The sequence below is a fragment of the Halomonas daqiaonensis genome (assembly GCF_900109725.1).
GTDB classification, from domain to species: domain Bacteria; phylum Pseudomonadota; class Gammaproteobacteria; order Pseudomonadales; family Halomonadaceae; genus Halomonas; species Halomonas daqiaonensis.
Genome location: NZ_FOBC01000006.1, coordinates 174,290 through 189,176, shown reverse-complemented (window position 1 = coordinate 189,176; position 14,887 = coordinate 174,290). Strand labels below are relative to the sequence as shown.

The 14,887-nt window shown below is 66.2% G+C and carries 13 protein-coding genes; 2 read left to right on the top strand and 11 right to left on the bottom strand.

The genetic code is table 11. The features are described from left to right. Nucleotide 1: 1 nt before the first annotated feature. The gene (locus BMY30_RS06820) at nt 2-682 is read left to right on the top strand and encodes an ABC transporter ATP-binding protein (RefSeq protein ID WP_089711890.1); all 681 of its coding nucleotides are present in this window, start codon (nt 2-4) and stop codon (nt 680-682) included. A gap of 169 nt (nt 683-851) precedes the next feature. Here the strand turns inward: BMY30_RS06820 and BMY30_RS06815 are convergent, their stop codons facing one another. The 9 genes from BMY30_RS06815 to yrfG form a co-directional block, all read right to left on the bottom strand. Further along, nucleotides 852-1,751, bottom strand: coding sequence for an alpha/beta hydrolase (locus tag BMY30_RS06815; protein WP_089711888.1), 900 nt, complete (start codon nt 1,749-1,751; stop codon nt 852-854). Nucleotides 1,752-1,760: 9 nt separating this feature from the next. Further along, entirely contained in the window at nt 1,761-2,297 is a 537-nt protein-coding gene (locus BMY30_RS06810) for a disulfide bond formation protein B (protein ID WP_089711886.1), read from the bottom strand. Beyond that, entirely contained in the window at nt 2,294-3,925 is a 1,632-nt protein-coding gene (gene gshA / locus BMY30_RS06805) for a glutamate--cysteine ligase (protein ID WP_425283424.1), read from the bottom strand. The genes BMY30_RS06810 and gshA overlap by 4 nt, the downstream gene beginning before the upstream one ends. A gap of 75 nt (nt 3,926-4,000) precedes the next feature. Next, the gene (locus BMY30_RS06800; RefSeq protein ID WP_089711884.1) at nt 4,001-6,394 is read right to left on the bottom strand and encodes a Tex family protein; all 2,394 of its coding nucleotides are present in this window, start codon (nt 6,392-6,394) and stop codon (nt 4,001-4,003) included. An 80-nt stretch (nt 6,395-6,474) separates the two neighbouring features. Next, the gene (gene msrB, locus BMY30_RS06795; protein ID WP_089711883.1) at nt 6,475-6,972 is read right to left on the bottom strand and encodes a peptide-methionine (R)-S-oxide reductase MsrB; all 498 of its coding nucleotides are present in this window, start codon (nt 6,970-6,972) and stop codon (nt 6,475-6,477) included. Nucleotides 6,973-7,120: 148 nt separating this feature from the next. Next, a complete protein-coding gene (locus BMY30_RS06790) occupies nt 7,121-8,689 on the bottom strand; it encodes a phosphoenolpyruvate carboxykinase (protein ID WP_089711881.1) in 1,569 nt (522 codons plus the stop codon). A 270-nt stretch (nt 8,690-8,959) separates the two neighbouring features. Beyond that, nucleotides 8,960-9,835, bottom strand: coding sequence for an Hsp33 family molecular chaperone HslO (gene hslO, locus BMY30_RS06785; protein ID WP_089711879.1), 876 nt, complete (start codon nt 9,833-9,835; stop codon nt 8,960-8,962). Between the two features lie 66 nt (nt 9,836-9,901). Next, nucleotides 9,902-10,288: a ribosome-associated heat shock protein Hsp15 gene (gene hslR, locus BMY30_RS06780; protein ID WP_089711877.1), complete on the bottom strand. Its 387-nt coding sequence runs from the start codon at nt 10,286-10,288 to the stop codon at nt 9,902-9,904. After that, complete coding sequence (gene yrfG, locus BMY30_RS06775) at nt 10,281-10,997, bottom strand: GMP/IMP nucleotidase (protein ID WP_089711875.1); 717 nt, start codon at nt 10,995-10,997, stop codon at nt 10,281-10,283. Before yrfG ends, hslR begins: the two co-directional genes overlap by 8 nt. Nucleotides 10,998-11,158: 161 nt before the next feature. Here yrfG and nudE point away from each other — a divergent pair, with 161 nt between their 5' ends. Continuing rightward, nucleotides 11,159-11,764 carry an ADP compounds hydrolase NudE gene (nudE, locus tag BMY30_RS06770; protein ID WP_089711873.1) on the top strand — a complete coding sequence of 202 codons (606 nt, stop codon included), beginning with the start codon at nt 11,159-11,161 and terminating at the stop codon, nt 11,762-11,764. A 27-nt stretch (nt 11,765-11,791) separates the two neighbouring features. Here nudE and BMY30_RS06765 read toward each other — a convergent pair whose 3' ends face one another. Together BMY30_RS06765 and ilvD are read right to left on the bottom strand one after the other, a co-directional pair. After that, complete coding sequence (locus tag BMY30_RS06765; protein ID WP_089711871.1) at nt 11,792-12,880, bottom strand: oxidoreductase; 1,089 nt, start codon at nt 12,878-12,880, stop codon at nt 11,792-11,794. Nucleotides 12,881-12,953: 73 nt separating this feature from the next. Then, nucleotides 12,954-14,798, bottom strand: coding sequence for a dihydroxy-acid dehydratase (ilvD, locus tag BMY30_RS06760; RefSeq protein ID WP_089711869.1), 1,845 nt, complete (start codon nt 14,796-14,798; stop codon nt 12,954-12,956). Nucleotides 14,799-14,887: the final 89 nt, after the last annotated feature.

Genomic DNA, 14,887 nt, shown 5'->3' with positions numbered 1-14,887 from the left:
GATGCTCGAGATCACCGACATCGAGACCTTCTACGGGCCCTCTCAGGCGCTGTTCGGCGTCAACCTGCGGGTCGAGGCCGGCCAGATGGTCGCCCTCATGGGACGCAACGGCATGGGCAAGACCACCACCATCCGCTCGCTGTTCGGCCTGACCCCGGCCCGTCGCGGCCGCATCCTGTTCGAGTCACGCGACCTGCGGCGACTGCCGGCCTACCGCATCGCCCAATGCGGCCTGGGACTGGTGCCGGAGGGGCGCCGCTGCTTTCCCAATCTCTCGGTGCGCGAGAACCTGGTCGTCACCGCGCGCCCCGGATCCTGGAACCGGGAGCGGGTCGAAGGGCTCTTCCCTCGTCTGGCCGAGCGGCGCCGCCAGATGGCGGCCACCCTCTCCGGCGGCGAACAGCAGATGCTCGCCATCGGTCGCGCCCTGATGACCAACCCGCGCCTCCTGGTGCTCGACGAGGCGACCGAGGGCCTGGCCCCGGTGATCCGCCAGGAGATCTGGTCGGCGCTGCGTCTGATCAAGGCGCAGGGCCAGTCGACGCTGATCATCGACAAGTCGCTCGGCGAACTGCTGCCTGTGGTGGACCGCTGCACCATCCTGGAGAAGGGTCGCACGGCGTGGACGGGGCCGCCCGAGGCGCTGGACACCGGTATCCGCGACCGCTATCTGGGGGTCTGACTGCCCTTTGGATGGTCGAAGTTGGGCATGACGAGGGCGCCGGGGACAAGCCGAAGAGGAGGTCCTACGCCAGGGAAGGCGTCGGTAGCTTACAGGGAGGTATTCACAGCGCCTCCTCGATGGTCCGGCACTCCGGGACTTGTCGACGGATCAGCCCCGAGTGATATCGCTATCTGCGAAAGCCCTGGGAATGGAAGGCGGTGATTCCTTTGACGAAGCGCCCGCCGGGACGATAGTGGTCGAGCAGCGAGAAGTGGTCATCGCCTTCCAGCACGGCCGACTCGACGCTGATGCCCTGCCCGCGCAAATGCTCGGCGAAGGCCTGCATCTGGCGGGCGAACTCGCTGGACTCCTCGCCGCCGGCCACCAACTTCACCCCGGCCGGGACGTGGCAGGGCAACAGCACGGGGCTGTAGTCGGCCACATCACGACCGGTGAGCTGGAGCTTGGGTTGCAACCATGACCAGGGAAAGGGGCCGAGGTCATACAAGCCACTGACGCACAAGGCTCCCCTGATCAGGTCGTTGGGCAGGCCATACTCCCTTTCCCAGTCGGTAGCCAACAGCATGCCGCACAGATGTCCGCCAGCGGAGTGCCCCGAGATGCTGAGTTGGCGAGGGTCGACATTCACTGATGCCGCATTGCGATGGACCCAGGCCAGGGCCGCCCGGGCCTGGCGTACCACCTCGCCGAAGCGTACGGCAGGACACAGAGCGTAGTTGACCACCGCCACCGTGATCCCCGACGCCACCAGTCCATTCGCCACGAAGCCGAACTCCTTGTGGCTGAGCGAGCGCCAGTAGCCGCCGTGGAAGAAGAGGTGACAGGGGGCAGGCTTGCCCTCCTCTCCCCCCTCCGTTCTCTCCTCCCCCCTGCCCTCGGCATGGAAGATATCCATGCACTCGGCAAGCGTTGGCCCGTAGGCCGCATCGAGCGTTACCCGATGGCGCCCGCGGGAGGTCGCGCTGCGCGCCCGCCAGCCCTCGAGCAGGGGAACCGAATCACGCCCCCGCATGGGATCGTAGGCGCGGTCGATTTCCTCCTGGGAGGCCAGGTCACGATAGCGCATGGTCCGAGCCTAGCCCTGCCAGCGATAACCGCGACGCGGGCGATTGGCTGCCAGCAGCAGGCCCAACGGCGCCAGCGCGAGCACCAGGAAGCCGACCAGGGTCCAACCAGGAAGCGAGATGCCGAACAGCAGGAAGTCGATCTCGGCGCACTCCCCCGAGCCGGAGAGCACCTGGGCCAGTACCTGCTGCAAGGGCAGGATATCCATCATGTAATCGAGCCCCGGCCCGCAGCTCGGCACCTTATCGGCCGGCAGCGACTGCAGCCACAGGTGGCGCCCCACCACGGCGATGCCGCCGCCCACGGCAGCCAGCGACAGCAGGCCATAGATCACCGCCCCCGCACGCCCCACCGGGTCGTGGATCGCCGCGACGAGGAATACGGCGGCGGCAGACAGTACGGCCACGCGCTGGAGGATGCACAGCGGACAGGGCTCCAGCCCGACGAGGTGCTCGAGCCCCAGGGCCACGGCCATCATCAGCGCACAGAACGACAGGCCTGCAAGGCTCCAGTCGCGGACCGAGAGGCGCCGCAGGTCATCGATCATGAGGTTTCTCCTGTCCGTAGCGGCGTGACGCTGCGTACCTCGCGGGCACGCTCGAAGTAGCGGGCCAGGAAGTCGTCGAAGTCTTCTGTGTCCCGCGCCTCCAAGTCGTCCTGCTGGGCCAGTGACGTCGCCACCAGCTCGTCGAACAGGGCTTCCCGGGCCGGATCCATGGGGGTATCACGAAAGCCATGGGCCTGTTTCCGAGCGAGGCCAAGCATGGCCTCGACAAAGGATTCACCGGTCGACTCGAGGTGCGCCAACAGGCGAGCCGAGGGCGTCAGGGCGGGATCTTCGAGGCGTGGCGAGAGGGCCGCCAGTGCCTCGCCATGGGGCTCTCCCTCCTCCAGGCGGTCGAGCAGTTCCGCCACCGCCACCATCTCGGCGACTATCTCGCCGCCCCAGTCGGCAATCGAGCGATGCCGGCCATCCTGCAACAGGCGCAGCTCGGGATCCCGGCCGCGCTCGACCACCAGGCGCCGGTTGTCGTCCAGCCGGTCGCACTCCTCGTCGGGGATCCAGGGGCTCTCACTGAGCAGGCACCACATCAAGAAGGTATCAATGAAGCGTATCTGGGGCTCGTCCACCCCCAGCGGCAGGAAGGGATTGAGGTCCAGACAGCGCACCTCGATGTACTCCACACCGCGGGCTTCCAACGCCTGGCTGGGGGTCTCGTCGTGGCGGGCCACCCGCTTGGGGCGGATGTCACTGTAGTATTCGTTCTCGATCTGCAAGATGTTGGCGTTGAGCTGGCGCCACTCGTCACCCTCCTTCACGCCGAGCTTCTGGTAGTCCTCCCAGGGGGTGGCGATGGCATGGCGCAGGGTATTGACGTAGTTGGAGAGCGAGTTGAAGCAGATCTTTAGCTGCTCCTGGACCTTGTTCTGGTAGCCCAGGTCCGACATGCGCAGGCTAGTGGCGTAGCGTGACACCAGGGTGTCCTCGCCATGCCGCTGCAGCTTCTCGGGCAACTCACCGCTGGGCAGGAAGCTGCGATCCAGCGCCGACGAGGCGCCGAACAGGTAGAGCAGCAGCCAGCTGTGGCGCCGGAAGTTGCGGATCAGTCCGAAATAGCGCGCCGAGCGGTAGTCGCGAAGCGAGGTGTCCACGTCACCCTCGAGCTCACGCAGCAGCTCCCAGAGGTCCTCGGGCAGCGAGACGTTGTAGTGCACGCCGGCGATGGACTGCATGATCCGCCCGTAGCGCAGGTCCAGCCCCTTGCGGTAGACCTTCTTCATGAGGCCCACATTGGAGCGGCCATAGTCGGCGATGGCCACGCTGTCGTTGCCATCCAGCCGCGATGGCATGCTGGCCGGCCAAATCAGCTCGTCGTCCAGCTGGCTATAGCTGAAGCGGTGCAGGTCAGCGAGGAAGGTCATGGCATCGCCCGGCCGACAGGTGACCGGGGTGATGTATTCCAGCAACGCCTCGGAGTAGTCGGTGGTGATGTGCGGATGGGTCAGCTTGGAGCCCAGGGCGGCGGGATGCGGGGTGGCGGCAATGCGCCCCTCGCCGTCGACCCGCAACCCCTCCTTCTCGATGCCGCGGCGCAGGCGTCCGACCCGCCCCTGGTCGGCCAGGGTCTTGAGTCGATCGACGCGGCTGGTGAACGATTCGGACAAGATGGTCACCCCACAGGTGTAAAGGCGGGCGCTCTGGCGCCCGGCAAACGTCAGATTATGGCGCCGCCTGGCGGCGCTTCAAGGTCAGCGATTTTTCTTCGCCTGCAGCAGGGCCGCCCCGAGGGAGCCCATCTGGCCGGCCTGCTCGAGTGCCTTGTTGCTGCCGTCGGCCTTGCCGGGCTTCTGGCCATGGGCATTGCCACGCTCCTGGCGCGGCTGGTTACCACTCCTTTGGCCGCTCTTTTTGCCACCCCGGTCGCTACGCTGCTCATCCGGCTGGTCACCGAGGCGCATGGTAAGACCGATGCGCGAGCGCGCGAGATCCACGCTCATCACCTTGACTCGCACGATGTCGCCGGCCTTGACCACAGTGCGCGGATCCTCGATGAACTTCTCGGAGAGCGCCGATATATGCACCAGGCCATCCTGGTGGACGCCGATGTCGACGAAGGCGCCGAAGTGGGTAACGTTGGTCACGCTGCCCTCGAGGATCATGCCGGGCTCGAGGTCCTTGAGTGTCTCTACCCCCTCGCGAAACTCGGCTGCCTTGAATTCGGGGCGCGGGTCACGACCCGGCTTGTCGAGCTCGGCGAGGATATCGGTGACAGTGGGCACGCCGAAACGCTCGTCGGCGAATTCGGCGGGCTCGAGCGACCTGAGGGTGGCGCTGTCGCCAATCAATCCGGCCAGCGGACGCCCGCTGCGCTGGGCGATACGCTCTACCAGCGGATAGGCCTCGGGATGCACAGCGCTGGCGTCCAGCGGGTTGGCACCCTTCATGATGCGCAAGAAGCCGGCGCACTGCTCGAAGGTCTTGGGTCCCAGGCGACTGACGTCGAGCAGTGCCCGGCGGCTGGTGAAGGCGCCCTCCGCGTTGCGACGGGCGACGATATTGTCGGCCAGGGTCGCGTTGAGGCCGGCGACCCGCGACAGCAGCGCGCTGGACGCCGTGTTGAGATCCACCCCCACGGCGTTCACGCAGTCCTCGATCACCGCCTCCAGGCTCCGAGAGAGCTGCAGCTGCGAGACATCATGCTGGTACTGACCCACGCCGATGGACTTGGGCTCGATCTTGACCAGTTCGGCCAGCGGGTCCTGCAGCCGTCGGGCGATGGAGACCGCCCCCCGAATAGTAACGTCGAGATCCGGCAGTTCCTGGGAGGCGTACTCCGAGGCGGAATAGACCGAGGCACCCGCCTCGCTCACCATTACCTTGGCAAGTGGACGCTTGCCCGCCAGCCGTTTCACCAGATCGCCGGCCAGTCGGTCGGTCTCGCGGCTGGCGGTACCGTTGCCCACGGCGATCAGCGCCACGTCGTGCTTTTCGACGAGCTTCGCCAGCTCGGCAAGCGAGGCGTCCCAGTGGTTCTGGGGTGCATGGGGATAGATGGTCGCGTGCTCGAGGAACTGGCCGGTGGCATCCACCACTGCGACCTTGCAGCCGGTGCGCAGACCCGGGTCGATGGCCAGCGTCGATTTCTGGCCCGCCGGCGCGGCCAGCAGCAGGTCCTTGAGGTTGGCGGCGAACACCTCGATGGCCTCCAGCTCGGCCCGCTCGCGCAACCGCCCCATCAGCTCGGTTTCCAGGTGCGTATAGAGCTTGACCCGCCAGGTCCAGCGCACCACCTCGGCCAGCCACTTGTCCGCGGGACGTCCCTGGTCGCCGCTCCCGTTGAAAATATCGAAATGCCTGGCAATGGCCACCTGGGCCGGATGGAGCGGAGCCTCGTCTTCGCCGGGCAGACGCAAGGCCAGCGCCAGCACGCCCTCATTACGGCCACGGAACATGGCCAGCGCACGATGCGAGGGCACCTTCGAGAGCGCCTCATCGTGCTCGAAGTAGTCGGAGAACTTGGCCCCCTCCTGCTCCTTGCCGGCGATCATCCTGGAGGAGAGTTGCCCCTCGCACCATAGCCGCTCGCGAAGCCGCCCGACCAGTTCGGGGTCCTCGGCGAAGCGCTCCATAAGGATCTGCTTGGCGCCATCCAGGGCCGCCTTGGCATCCTCGACAGCGGGGATGTCACCCTCGGCAGCGCGAAGATAACGGGCCGCCTCGGTCTCGGGATCGAGAGTCGGGTCGGCGAGCAAGGCATCCGCCAGCGGCTCGAGCCCCGCCTCCCGGGCGATCTGCGCCTTGGTGCGCCGCTTCTTCTTGTAGGGCAGGTAGAGGTCTTCGAGGCGCTGCTTGGTGTCTGCGGCGCGAATACTGGCGGCCAGAGTGTCGGTGAGCTTGCCCTGCTCGTCGATGGCGGCGAGCACCGCCTCTCGGCGCTCCTCCAGTTCGCGGAGGTAGGCGAGGCGCTCGTGGAGCTGACGCAGTTGGATGTCATCTAGCCCGCCGGTGACTTCCTTGCGGTAGCGGGCGATGAAGGGCACGGTGGCCCCGCCGTCGAGCAGTTCCACCGTCGCCTTGATCTGCGGCGGGCGAACGGCAAGTTCCTCGGCGAGGCGACTGATGATCTTGTGGTGTGCGTCCATGAAATCCTTGGCAATCAAACGTCCAGACGATCGCGACAAGGTACCACAAGCCCGGCTTCACCGGGAGCCGTAAGCCGCGGCTATGCGGGGTGAAAGCTCAACGCAATGCCGTTATTGCACCAGCGTAGGCCGGTGGGCTCGGGGCCGTCGTCGAAGACATGACCCTGGTGGCCGCCGCAGCGCGCGCAGTGGTACTCGGTGCGCGGAAACACCAGGAAATAGTCGACACTGGTCAGCAGGTGCCCCTCGACATGCTCGAAGAAGCTCGGCCAGCCGGTCCCCGAGTCATACTTCATGGCACTGGTGAAGAGCAGCAGGTCACAGCCAGCACAGCGGTATTCGCCTTCGCGGGTCTCCTTGTCGAGAGGGCTCGAGAAGGCCGGCTCGGTGCCCTCCTCGCGCAGCACCTCGAACTCCTCCTCGCTCAGGCGCTCCCGCCACTCGGCCTCGGAGAGCTCCAGCGTCTCGAGCCCCTCGGCACGGGTCAGATCGGGCTTGGGCCTGGCCGCGGCCAGCCCCGGCAGCAGGCCGGCGAGGCTGCCGGCTCCCAGCACGCCAAGAAAATGCCGTCGTTTCATGGTCTCTCTCCGTTGATGGTCTGACCTGGGCGCCACTCTCCCGGAACACTACGCCAAGACGCAACCGGGGGAAGGCGCTGCGTCCTTCCCCCGGTCAGACCGTCGATATCATCGACGGTTCGCTAGCCTACTATCCTCAGGTCAGGCCTCAGGTCAGGCTGGGACCTGCCTTGACGATGGCCTCGTTGACGCCGTCGAACTTTTTGAAGTTATCGACGAACTTGGCGGCCAGCTCCTGAAGCTTGCGGTCATAGGCCGTCTTGTCTTCCCAGGTTTCGCGCGGCTCGAGCAGACTGGAGTCGACGCCCGGCACGGCGGTGGGCACGGCCAGGTTCAGGCCCTCGACCTGGCGCGTCTCGACGTCGCGCAGCACGCCGGACTGGATGGCGCTGATGATGGCGCGGGTGGTGGGAATGGAAAAGCGCGCACCACCCTCACCGTAGGCGCCCCCGGTCCAACCGGTATTGACCAGATAGACCTGAGCGTCCTTCTCGTCCACGCGCTTGATCAGCAAATCGGCGTATTCGCGCGCCGGACGCGGGAAGAAAGGAGCACCGAAGCAGGTGGAGAAGGTTGCCTCGAGGCCGGCGGAGGAGCCCATCTCGGTGGAGCCCACCTTGGCGGTGTATCCAGAAAGGAAATGATAGGCGGCGGCTTCCTTGGAAAGTACCGAGACCGGCGGCAGCACGCCTGACATGTCACAGGTCAGAAAGACGATGGCATTGGGCTCGCCGGCCCGGTTCTCGAGCACGCGCTTCTCGACATGCTCCAGCGGGTAGGCGGCTCGCGAGTTCTGGGTCAGGCTGTCGTCGGCATAGCCCGGCTCGCGGCGATCATCGAGGACCACGTTTTCCAGCACGGTACCGAACTTGATGGCCTGCCAGATGATCGGCTCGTTCTTCTCGGAGAGGTCGATGCACTTGGCGTAGCAGCCGCCCTCGATATTGAAGACGGTGCCTGGCCCCCAGCCGTGCTCGTCGTCACCGATCAGATAGCGCGCCGGGTCGGCGGAGAGCGTGGTCTTGCCGGTGCCGGAGAGCCCGAAGAACAGCGTGGTCTCGCCATCCTCACCGACGTTGGCGGAACAGTGCATGGGCAATACATCGGCGCCCGGCAGCAGGAAATTCTGTACCGAGAACATCGCCTTCTTCATCTCCCCGGCATAGCGCATACCGGCGATCAGCACCTTCTTCTGGGCGAAATTGAGGATCACGCAGCCCTCGGAGTTGGTGCCGTCCCGGGCCGGATCGCACTCGAAGAAAGGGGCATTGAGGATGGTCCACTCATCCTTCACGGACGGATTGTAGGCCTGGGGGCGCACGAACATGGTGCGGCCGAAGAGACCGTGCCAGGCAGTCTGGGTGGTGACACGCACCGGCAGGTAGTGGACCGGATCACTCCCCACGTGGAGCTCGGACACATAGTGCTCGTCGCTGGCCAGGTATGCATCGACGCGAGCCCAGAGCGCGTCGAACTTCTCGGCATCGAACGGGCGGTTGACACTGCCCCAGTCGATCTGGCCACTGGTACTCGGCTCGTCGACGATGAAGCGATCCTTGGGCGAACGGCCGGTGCGCATGCCGGTGTTCACCACCAGGGCGCCGTTGGCGGCCAGACGCCCTTCCCCACTGGCCACCGCCCGCTCGATCAGCTCGGCGCTACAGAGGTTGACGTGGGAAATGGCGGCTTGCTGGGGGGCGGCTTGAGTCGTGGTCATGTCGTTTCCTGGGCCTTGCGGCCGCTTCTCTCTCGTGTGCCGGGCGTCGGTGACGCAACGTGGGTCATGCCATGATTGCCGTGTGCGGGTCATTCCCGTCTCGTGGCTGGGCGATCGGACCGGAAAAACGGCGTCATTATGGCAAAAAGCCGGCCACCGGGAAACGCTGTTCTTCGGCGAAGTTCTTGTAGTTTTACTACTACATCGACGCTATTGACCACAGCTCGCTCGAAAACACATGTTGCCATGCAGCACGGGGGCACGACGGCCTCAGTGGAGGGTCGGTGGCGCTCCCTCGGGGTCGTCGAGCATCGCCTCGACTTCAGCCACCGTGAAGTGGTAGCGGGTATGGCAGAAGTGGCACTGGGTGTCGATGCCGCCCTGCTCGACCAGCACCTCGCGAAGTTCCTGCTCGCCCAGGGTCATCAGCGCAGAGGCGATGCGTTCGCGCGAGCAGGTGCAACCGAAGCGCAGCGCCTTGGGGTCGAAGACTCGTACCGTCTCCTCATGGTAGAGCCGGCGCAGCACCTCGAGCGGCTCGAGGCCGAGCAGTTCCTCGTCCTTCACGGTATCGGCGAGGTGCACGGTGCGATCCCAAGCGTCGACATCCTGGTGGCGGGACTCGTCGGGCAGGCGTTGCAGCAGCAGGCCGCCGGCACGCCGCCCGTCGGCGGCCAGCCATAGTCGCGTCGGCAGCTGCTCGGACTGGGCGAAATAGGCAGCCAAGCAGCCGGCCAGGCTGTCGTGCTCGAGGGCCACAATGCCCTGATAGCGATGGCCGTCGGTGGGATCCAGGGTGATCATGATCTTGCCCTCCCCCACCAGGTCGCGGAAGCTGGTGTCCGCACCGGGAATCGCCGCGTCCTCGGCCAGCCGAGCGATGGCTCGCAGCTCACCACCGGGATTCGACTCGGCCATCAGCAAGGCCAGCGCACCCTGGCCGCGCACCTCGATGCTCAGGGTGCCGTCGAGCTTGACGGTATCAGTGAGCAGGGCCACTGCGGCAAGCAGCTCGCCGAGCAGGTGGTTCACCGCGGGGGGATAGTCGTGACGCTCGAGCACCTCGCCGTAGGCCCGCTCGAGGGTGACGAGCTCGCCGCGCACGTTAGTGTCGTCGAAGAGGAAACGCTGGATCTGGTCGGTCATAGGGGATCTGTAAGCGGTGAGGAGTGTGTGGTGGGGAGTGAATCGTGAGTGGCGAAGCGTCAGGTACTAGTCCTCATTGCCCTCCTTGAAACGTCGGATGTCCCGACGCTGCTTCTTGTCGGGTCGCTTGAGCGGGTGTTGCATGACCTGGTTGGTGAGGCGGCGCGCCTCGGCCTCTCGCTCGCGACGCGCAACGCTCTCCTCGGTCTCGCGGTAGAGCGCGCGCGCCTCGGGGGCGCCGCGACGCTGGTCGGAGAGCGCCAACACCTCCACCTCCAGGATGTCCCAGCCCTGGGGGACCCGGATCAAGGCACCAACCTCGACGGTCTTGCTGGTCTTGGCCCGGCCGCCGTTGTAGTGGACCTTGCCGCCTTCGATGGCCTGCTTGGCCAGGGCCCGGGTCTTGAAGAAGCGCGCCGCCCATAGCCACTTGTCGAGCCTGACGCTATCCATGGGCACCCTTCTCCTTCTCTTCACCAGCCGCACGCGCTTCGCCGGCGGCAGACGGCAGGTTATCGGGCAGAATACTGGCAAAGCGATCCAGGGCGATGAACTCCTCGAGTTCCTTCTCGGGCCGACGACTGTCGGGCTGCTTGATGCCCAACAGATGGCGGATGCCGAACTCCCGGGCACTCTCCAGCACCGAGGCGTTGTCGTCGATGAAGAGGGTACGCTGCGGGTCGAAAGGCTCAACCTCCTGCAGGGCAAACCAGAAGGCCTGCTCTTCCTTGGGGACGCCGAAATCCGCCGAGGAGACGATGGCATCCAGGTACGCCTCCAGCCCGGTGAGCGGCAGCTTGAGCTCCAGGCTCGCCCGGTCGGCATTGGTGGCCAGTACCACGCGGGGATGTGCTGCCTTGAGCCAGCGCAGGAAGTCGAGGGCGTCACTGCGCAGGCCGATCAGGTGCTGCACCTCGCGCTTGAGCGCCACCACATCGACGCCCAGTTCACGACTCCAGTAGGCCAGGCTGTACCAGTTGAGGGTGCCCTGCTCGCGGATGATCCGGGCACGCAGTGCCTCCTGGGTCGCCTGGTCGAGGCGATGCAGTTCCACATAGCGTCGCGGCAGGTGTTCGAGCCAGAAGTGGCTGTCGAAATGCAGGTCCAGCAGGGTGCCGTCCATGTCCAGCAGGACGGTATCGATGGCGCGCCAGTCGATCATCACTACTCCGGGGATGAGTCAGAGTCCGTTGGGACATAGTATTGGGCCGTTGAGAACTAGTATTGTATCGAATCGCCATGCGGGGCGCACAGCGCCCGTCCGGCCTCAGCGTCATGTCCATATCGCTCTCCCCTTTCGCTCGCCAACAGGGAATCCCGCCCATGTCCGACCAGCACGACGCCTCCCGACCCTGGCCCGTCAAGCCACACATCCTCGACCGGCGCAGCGTGGCACGAAGTCGGCTCTTTCACGTCGAGGAGATGGACCTGCGCTTCTCCAACGGTGCCGAGCGCACCTTCGAGCGGCTCACCGGGACCGGCCAGGGCATCGGCGCGGTAATGATCGTGGCCATGCCCGACCCGGAACATGTGCTGCTCATCCGCGAATATGCTGCCGGCTTCGAGGACTATGTGCTGACACTGCCCAAGGGGCTCGTCGATCCGGGCGAGGACATCGTCACCGCGGCCAATCGCGAGCTGATGGAGGAGTGCGGCTTCGGCGCCCATCGCATCGAGCCGCTGGTGGAGCTGTCACTGGCCCCCAACTACATGCGCCACCGCATGCAGGTACTGCTGGCCAGCGACCTCTACCCAAAGCGCCTGCCCGGCGACGAGCCGGAGCCGCTGATCGTCGAGACCCACGCCATCGACGAACTCTCGGCCCTGCTGGCACGGGAGGATTTCCACGAAGCTCGCGCCATCGCCGCGCTGTTCATCGCCAGGGACAAGCTGCGCAGCGAGGCGCCCGTCGATGCCGGGCTCTGGTGAGCCCGGCCCACCCCAGGCCTATTCCGTTCACCCGGAGTGCAGCCGCCGCAGTGCGCTGCTGCCATCCTTGAGCTTCACCCAGCGGCCCTGCCGATAGCTGTCGAGTCCGGTCTCCAGCAGAGTCATCACCTCCAGGGCCGACTCGCTGGTCACCGGCGGCGACGCGCCCTCAAGCAGGGCCAGGGCGATGCCGGCATAGAAGGCGGGGTAGTCCCCCGGCATGACCGGTGCCTCGCGCACCGTCATGGCCACCGTGTCGCCCTCCCCCTCGTCGAGGGTCAGTTTGCCGGGCGTGGTATCCAGGCCCCAGCCCGACGACGGCGCCTGCCCCGCCTTGAGCCAGTCTTCCTGAGGATCGAGCCCGTACTTCACGAAGCTGCCCCGGGTGCCGTGGACCCGGAAGCGTGGGGTCGGCTCGGCCACCAGGGAGCTGGCCTGCAGGCTCACCCGCAGGTGGTCGTACTCCAACAGCGCCAGGAAGTCATCGTCCACCTCGGCCCCCTCCCGAGAGGTGGCGAGTTCCAGCATGATCACCTTGGGCATGCCGAAGAGCTGCAGGGCCTGGTCTAGCAGGTGCGGCCCGAGGTCGTACCAGATGCCACCGCCCGGCTTGTGATGGTCGCGCCAGCGATCGGTGACGCCGGGGCGGAATCGGTCGAAACGCGACTCCAGCGTCACCACCCGCCCCAGGGTGCCGTCATCAAGCAGCGCCTTGAGGGTCAGGAAGTCGCTGTCCCAGCGACGATTGTGGAAGACGCTCAGCAGACGCTCGGCGCCATCGGCCTGAGCCTTGAGCAGGCGGGCCTCGGAGGCGCTGACGCCCAAGGGCGTGTCGACCACCACGTGCTTGCCGGCCGCCAGCGCTGCCTTGGCCAGCGGGAAATGGGTGTCGTTGGGGGTGGCAATCACGACCAGGTCGATGTCGCGCCGCGCGAGCAGTAGTGCTGCCTTGGGCAGCACCTCGACCTCGGGGTAATCGGCCTGGACCCGTTCGGCATTGCTACTGACCACGGCGGACAGCTCCAGGCCGGGGGCGGCCTGGATCAGCGGGGCGTGGAAGGTGCGTCCGGCCATGCCATAGCCGAGCAGGCCGACGTTGAGGGTCTTTGTCTTCATCGTGCGGGCTTCCCTGCAGGAGTCATGGGCTTGGCCGGGACTCGCGTGGCCCCGCGTTCGGCCGAATCTCGGACTAGTCGAGCCGGGCCAGGTCGCGCACGGCGCCCCTGTCGGCTGAGGTCGCCAGCAGCGCATAGGCCTTGAGCGCCGCCGAGACCTTGCGGTCGCGCACGATGCTCGGTTTCCAGGCCTCAGCGCCCCTCGCCTCCTCCGCTTCGCGGCGACTGGCGAGCTCCTCATCGGAGAGTTTCACATCGATGCGACGGTCGGGGATGTCGATACGGATGATGTCGCCACTCTCCACCAGGCCGATGGCGCCGCCGGCCGCCGCTTCCGGCGAGGCGTGGCCAATGGAGAGACCCGAGGTGCCGCCGGAGAAGCGCCCGTCGGTGAGCAGTGCACAGGCCTTGCCTAGCCCCTTGGACTTGAGATAGCTGGTCGGGTAGAGCATCTCCTGCATGCCGGGGCCACCCCTGGGCCCCTCGTAGCGAATGATGACGACCTCGCCCTCCTTCACCTGGCCACTGAGAATATGCTCCACCGCCTGGTCCTGGGACTCCACCACATGGGCCGGGCCCTCGAAGACCAGAATCGAGTCGTCGACGCCGGCGGTCTTCACCACGCAGCCATCCTCGGCGATGTTGCCCATGAGCACGGCCAGTCCACCCTCGTGGGAGAAGGCGTGCTCGAGATCGCGGATGCAGCCGTTGGCCCGGTCGCCGTCGAGACTCGGCCAGCGGGCGGCCTGGGAGAAGGCCTCCTGGGTGGGGACGCCACCGGGACCGGCCTTGTAGAACTCCACCACCTCGGGGCTCGGCGAGCGCATGATGTCCCACTCGTCCAAAGCATCCTTCAGGCTATCGCCATAGACGGTCGGCACTCGGGTATCCAGCACCCCGGCGCGATCGAGCTCGCCGAGGATGGCCATGATGCCGCCGGCGCGATGGCAGTCCTCGATATGGTACTGCTGGGTGTTGGGCGCCAGCTTGCAGAGCTGCGGCACCTCCCGCGACAGCCGGTCGATGTCGGCCATGGTGAAGTCGACTTCTCCCTCCTGGGCGGCAGCCAGGAGGTGCAGGATGGTGTTGGTGGAGCCGCCCATGGCGATGTCCAGGGTCATGGCGTTGCGGAAGGCAGCCTTCGAGCCGATGGCCCGCGGCAGCAGGTGGGCCTCCTCGCCCTCGTAGACGCGCTTCGCCAGGTCGACGATGCGGCTTCCCGCCTCCTCGAACAGTCGGCGGCGGTCGGCGTGGGTGGCCAGCACCGTGCCGTTGCCCGGCAGCGCCAGGCCCAGCGCTTCCATCAGACAGTTCATGGAATTGGCGGTGAACATGCCCGAGCAGCTTCCGCAGGTCGGGCAGGCACTGCGCTCGATTTCCTCGATCTCCGCGGCGCTGTACTTGTCGTCGGCGGCGGAGATCATCGCATCGATCAGGTCGATACCGTGGTCGAGCAGCTTGGTCTTGCCTGCCTCCATGGGGCCGCCGGAAACGAAGATCACCGGGATGTTCAGGCGCATGGCGGCGTTGAGCATTCCCGGGGTGATCTTGTCGCAGTTGGAGATGCACACCAGAGCGTCCGCGCAGTGAGCGTTGACCATGTACTCGACGCTGTCGGCAATCAGGTCGCGGCTCGGCAACGAGTAGAGCATGCCGTCATGACCCATGGCGATGCCATCGTCCACGGCGATGGTATTGAACTCCTTGGCCACTCCGCCGGCCTTCTCGATCTCGCGAGCCACCAGCTGCCCCACGTCCTTCAGGTGCACGTGCCCCGGCACGAACTGGGTGAAGGAGTTTGCCACGGCGACGATCGGCTTGTGGAAGTCGTCATCCTTCATGCCGGTGGCGCGCCACAGGGCGCGGGCGCCGGCCATGTTGCGACCCGCGGTGGTGGTACGGGAGCGATACTCGGGCATGCTGTCCTCTTCTTTTTCGTACGGTTACCAGATTGCACTCGATTCTGGCACGCGCCCGACCGCCAGACCAGCGACTCAGTCGGCGGACA